Annotated in this window: 7 protein-coding genes and 2 pseudogenes; 3 read left to right on the forward strand and 6 right to left on the reverse strand. The window is 37.1% G+C overall.

Features of this window, described 5'->3' with window-relative positions:
* A pseudogene (locus tag AC1DJR_RS16655) lies at positions 1-109 on the reverse strand (stage III sporulation protein AA); the annotation flags it as partial.
* 27 nt (positions 110-136) lie between these two features.
* Entirely contained in the window at positions 137-418 is a 282-nt protein-coding gene (locus tag AC1DJR_RS16660; protein ID WP_000816054.1) for a YqhV family protein, read from the reverse strand.
* 181 nt (positions 419-599) lie between these two features.
* Here AC1DJR_RS16660 and AC1DJR_RS16665 point away from each other — a divergent pair.
* Positions 600-1,178: pseudogene (locus tag AC1DJR_RS16665) on the forward strand (GNAT family N-acetyltransferase).
* Entirely contained in the window at positions 1,159-1,479 is a 321-nt protein-coding gene (locus tag AC1DJR_RS16670) for a hypothetical protein (RefSeq protein WP_477003057.1), read from the forward strand. The pseudogene AC1DJR_RS16665 and the gene AC1DJR_RS16670 overlap by 20 nt, the downstream one beginning before the upstream one ends.
* Positions 1,480-1,514: 35 nt before the next feature.
* Here the strand turns inward: AC1DJR_RS16670 and efp are convergent, their stop codons facing one another.
* Genes efp through AC1DJR_RS16690 form a run of 4 tightly spaced genes read right to left on the reverse strand, consistent with a single transcriptional unit; the run spans position 1,515 to position 4,141 of the window.
* The gene (efp, locus tag AC1DJR_RS16675) at positions 1,515-2,072 is read right to left on the reverse strand and encodes an elongation factor P (RefSeq protein ID WP_002033989.1); all 558 of its coding nucleotides are present in this window, start codon (positions 2,070-2,072) and stop codon (positions 1,515-1,517) included.
* A 21-nt stretch (positions 2,073-2,093) separates the two neighbouring features.
* A complete protein-coding gene (pepQ, locus tag AC1DJR_RS16680) occupies positions 2,094-3,155 on the reverse strand; it encodes a Xaa-Pro dipeptidase (RefSeq protein WP_477003058.1) in 1,062 nt (353 codons plus the stop codon).
* 4 nt (positions 3,156-3,159) lie between these two features.
* On the reverse strand, positions 3,160-3,600 hold the full coding sequence (aroQ, locus tag AC1DJR_RS16685; protein ID WP_429686886.1) for a type II 3-dehydroquinate dehydratase: 441 nt from the start codon (positions 3,598-3,600) through the stop codon (positions 3,160-3,162).
* Positions 3,601-3,655: 55 nt separating this feature from the next.
* Positions 3,656-4,141, reverse strand: coding sequence for a YqhR family membrane protein (locus AC1DJR_RS16690; RefSeq protein WP_002015048.1), 486 nt, complete (start codon positions 4,139-4,141; stop codon positions 3,656-3,658).
* Positions 4,142-4,385: 244 nt separating this feature from the next.
* On the opposite strand from AC1DJR_RS16690, the gene AC1DJR_RS16695 reads away from it, so the two are divergent.
* The coding region (locus AC1DJR_RS16695; RefSeq protein WP_477003059.1) for a DUF1385 domain-containing protein at positions 4,386-5,170 on the forward strand (785 nt) is incomplete at its 3' end.

The raw sequence follows: 5,170 nt of genomic DNA on the forward strand, positions 1-5,170 counted from the left end.
CTAGTGGCCTTCCAATTCGAACGCGAATTTCCTCTAGAGTATCGTATTGTTTACAGCCTTCAACTAACTGTTTCATCGTTTTCGGTAAAACTTCTAATACTTCTTTCATAAGCTTCTCCCCACTATACTCGACTTACTATTTCAACAACGCGATAAAAATGCAGCCAATTCCAAGTGCTAGAAAAAAGAGTTTCAAGAAAGAAATCTCACTTGCTACACTCGCTATGCCAATTGTCATTGTTAAAATTAATACGGTCGGTCCAACAAACGCCAACATACCATTTATAAACAATGCTTTCTTCGCATCATTCACGTAAAGCATAAGCAAAGCGGCGAATATTTCCGCGCTTCCTGAAAACAACCGAAGTAATCCCATAACAAGCACGGATGTTTCCATTGCCGCTAGCCACTGTTTCATTCTCCCACCTTCTCCCATAACAGTTACTACTTCCTTATTCTGAAAAAGAATATATTTGTACAACCATATGCAGAGGTTGTCTATTTCAGAAGTAAAAACATAATTTTTCTCTATCGACTTAATCTAAAACTGAATATTCTGATTATTTTATGGTATATTTAATAGAAAAGGAGCATAGATGATGAAGCAAGTTACTTTATTACCGCTCGATTTACGATATGCAAATGTGATTTTTGAGCTATCAAGCAATCCACATGTAAAAAATGCATTAGGGCTAAAAGTAGAATCAGTGGAAGATACAAAAACATTCATTCTTTTTGCAATTGAAGAGGAACGAAAAAAGCACTCCTTATCAAGAGTGATTGTAAATGAAGAAAATGAAATAATTGGCCTCACCACACTTAAACATATTAATTATGAGAAAAAGCAATCTCACATTGGCAGTTGGATCGGCTATCCATACTAGGGAAAAGGATATAACGAGGCCGCTAAAAAAGAAATCTTTAAAGTTGCTTTCTTAGACTTACAACTCACATACGTATTCGCTGGTGCCAAAACGACTAACATTCGCTCTTTAAAGGCGCAAGAGAAACTACCTTATATTTCATTGCATGTGGAAAACAAGTTTCCAGGCGAACATGCTGCACTTGAGAAAGAAGTAAAGTCACCTTGCTCACTACATGTCGTATCACGCAAGAATTTTTCAAATTGGYTGGAMGTACRAAATGAGGGGGGAAAATATGAARGSATTRAAAATTAGTTTAACAATTGTAGTAGAATTAGCTATTATTTATCTTTTTTCAAAAATGGTCGGCTGGTCATTTTTGGAGAGCTTTTTCCTTGGCAGTCTAGCAATATTTGCAATTACGTGGTTAATTATTATGAGTAACTTTAGAAATAACAATATGGATCATGTAACGAATAAAACTTTTACCGGTATTGAAACTGGTGAAATACGCCCGTTTCAAATTGTTTTGACTCCATATATTATGGGTACCCTTTCACTCGTCACAGTTAGTTTTGTTATAACTGCAATTTACTATCTTCCCTACTTCCTATAAAAAAAGCACTCGTGATAATCACGAGTGCTTTTCTACTATGCACGAGAAACGTATTTACCTTCACCAGTGTTGATGATAAGCATTTCGCCTTCGTTAATGAAGATTGGTACTTGTACAACAAGACCAGTTTCTAATTTAGCTGGTTTTGTTACGTTAGAAGCTGTGTCACCTTTAATACCAGGCTCTGTTTCTGACACTGTTAATTCAACTGTGTTCGGAAGTTCAACACCAAGTACTTCATCTTGGTATGTCATAATAGATACTCCCATGTTTTCTTTTAAGAATTTTAATTCGCGCTCGATTTGGTTTTCGCCAAGTTCGATTTGCTCATAAGTTTCGTTATCCATAAATACGTGAGACTCACCGCTCGCGTATAAGTATTGCATACGACGGTTTTCGATGTGTGCTTTTTCTACTTTTTCACCTGCACGGAATGTTTTCTCTTGAACAGATCCTGTGCGAAGGTTACGTAGTTTAGAGCGAACGAATGCAGCACCTTTACCTGGCTTTACGTGTTGGAAATCCATTACTTGCCAAAGGGCATTGTCCACTGAAATTGTTAAACCTGTACGAAAATCGTTTACTGAAATCATGTAAAAAAATCCTCCTGTGTATTACAAAATAATAAGTTCTTTTGGTGATTTCGTTATTACTTCATTRCCTTCACTTGTTACAATGATATCATCTTCAATACGTACCCCGCCAACACCTGGAATATAAATACCTGGTTCTACTGTTACAGCCATACCTGGTTCAAGTACTGTATCAGAACGGAACGCTAAACCTGGTGCTTCATGGATTTCAAGACCGATTCCATGACCAGTAGAGTGTCCGAAGTATTCACCATATCCTTTTTCCGTTATGTAATCACGCGTTAATGCATCAGCCTCACGACCCGTTAAACCAGCTTTAATACCGTTCACACCACGTAGTTGTGCTTCTAAAACGATATTATAAATTTCTTTTAATTTATCAGATGGTTCACCGACTGCAATCGTACGAGTAATATCAGAGCAATATCCTTTGTAATAAGCGCCGAAGTCTAATGTAACGAAATCTCCTTTTTCTATCACTTTTTCAGATGCCACGCCGTGCGGTAATGCCGAACGAAGACCTGAAGCAACGATAATATCAAACGAAGAAGATGTTGCTCCTTGTTTTCTCATGAAAAATTCAAGTTCATTTGACACTTCAATTTCAGATACTCCCGGGCGAATGAATGATAGAATATGCTCAAAGGCAGCATCTGCAATCTGTGCAGCTTCCTTTAATAYCTTAATCTCTGAATCAGTCTTTATCAAGCGTAACTTTTCTACAAGCCCAGAAGTTGGGATGAATTCAGCTTCGATCGCTTCATTATGCGTTACGTAAGAGCTATATGTAAGAGTATCTTGCTCAAAGCCTAGCTTTTGAATTCCAAGTTCTTTAACTTGTTTCGCAACTTCATCAAGAATTAATCCTGGATGCTGCACTATTTCGTATCCAACCGCTTGCTTACTAGCTTGCTCTACATAACGGAAATCTGTAATAAATAGAGCACGCTCTTTTGAAATTAGTACAACACCAGCTGTTCCTGTGAAATTCGCCATATATCTACGGCTATGTTCATTCGTTAATACGATCCCGTCAATACCAGCCTCATCAAACGCACTTCTTAATCTCTCGATCTTTTCCATTACTTTATGCCTCCCTCAATTTCTCCATTAATGCAAATAACGCTAACTTATAGCCATAAAAACCAAATCCAACAATTTGTCCCGCACAAACAGCAACCGTCACAGATTCGTGACGGAACGATTCACGCTGGTGAATGTTAGAAATATGTACTTCAATAACAGGAATCGAAATGCTCGCAATTGCATCTCGAATCGCATAGCTATAATGCGTAAATGCTCCAGGATTTAAAATGATCCCTTCATATATATCTTCAGCCTCATGAAGACGATCGATAATAGCACCTTCATGATTCGATTGGAAACATTCTAACTCCACTCCCATTTTCTCTGCTTCGTGTTTCATATCTGTTTCAAGCGTCGCTAACGTTCCTTTTCCGTATACATTTACTTCCCTAACGCCAAGGCGATTTAGGTTAGGACCATTTACGAGGAGTAACTTTTTCATTTTCTTAAAACTCCTTAATATTAAAAAATGTCTATACGACATTTTAACATAGGAATCACTTATTTGAATAGTTTGTCTTCTCGACCCCTTCTCCTCTATTTGTATTATTCGATTCGAATGCTACAGAATACGAAATAAAAACACCATATAATATAAAGATACATATTGTCGTTACAATTGTTTCTTTCGGTAAATGGAGTGCACTTTTAATAACAGGTGCCATTAGCCCCATCCCCAAAAATAATAATGCCCACCAAAACAAACCGTATAGTACGCCAGGGAATACTCCTTCAAACTTTTTAAAAAGGGCTTTATAGAGAAATGCCACTAAAATTGAAAGAAGTCCCATACAAACGATACCTAGTACATTTCCCCAAACCCCTTCTTTCCAATCTCCAAATGCAAACGGTAAAAGTAAATAGTTAGGTCCAGCTTCTGTAAATGAGAATATATGAAGGAAATACCATATACCTCCCCAAAATAAGCCACCAAATAAACCAATTTGTACAAAGTTTCTTATTGTTGATTGTTCTTGATTCACATTGACACCTCCGCTCAATAGTATGCCCGAAACTATTTTGAGGCATGTTTAAATCCTGCAAAATTTGTCTATAAAAAGAATAAGAAATGTCCGACTCTCGTAACATTTTCCCTTGTCATCTGCCTGTATTTGTCGATAAAATAAAGGAAACTCGGTGATTGTCTTATTTCAAGATGACAAAACCAAGTATGACAATTGCCTCTTTTTCTACATAAGAGAGAAACAAATACAGGTTGGTGTTAACATGGCAGAAGAGTCAAAACAAATATATGGCGGGCAGGCAGTCATAGAAGGAGTTATGTTTGGCGGTAGAGAATATACTGTTACAGCGGTTCGTCGTAAAGATAAATCGATTGAATTTTATCGTTTACCACGCGTTCGTAATAAAGCATTATCTCTACTAAAGAAAATTCCATTTTTACGAGGTATTGCCGCTATTGTGGATGCAAGTGCGAATGGAGCGAAACATTTAAACTTTGCTTCAGAACGATTTGATGTCCACCCAGAAGAAGATGAACAACTTGCAAATAAAAAAGAAGAACAATCAAAATTAACGATGGTATTAGGAGTTGCAGCAGTTGGCGTTTTATCGTTCATATTCGGCAAAGTAATTTTCACAGCAGTTCCTGCACTTTTAGCTGAATTAACGAGACCGATTTTCCCATCTCATACAGGGCAAATCATTGTCGAAAGTGTCATTAAGCTCATGCTATTATTGAGCTATATATACTTCATTTCTTTAACCCCACTTATTAAGCGGGTATTTCAGTACCACGGTGCGGAACATAAAGTAATCAATGCTTATGAGAATAATCTTCCACTGACTGTAGAAAATGTTCAAAAGCAAACTCGCCTCCATTATCGCTGTGGCAGTAGCTTTATTATATTTACAGTCATTATTGGAATGTTTGTCTATTTCCTCGTCCCTACAGATCCGCTTTGGGCAAGGGTAGTAAACCGAATTTTATTAATTCCAGTTGTTCTCGGTATTTCTTTTGAAGTATTACAATTTACCAATCGATTACGAGA

It is taken from the genome of Bacillus sp. 05T31, assembly GCF_056396725.1.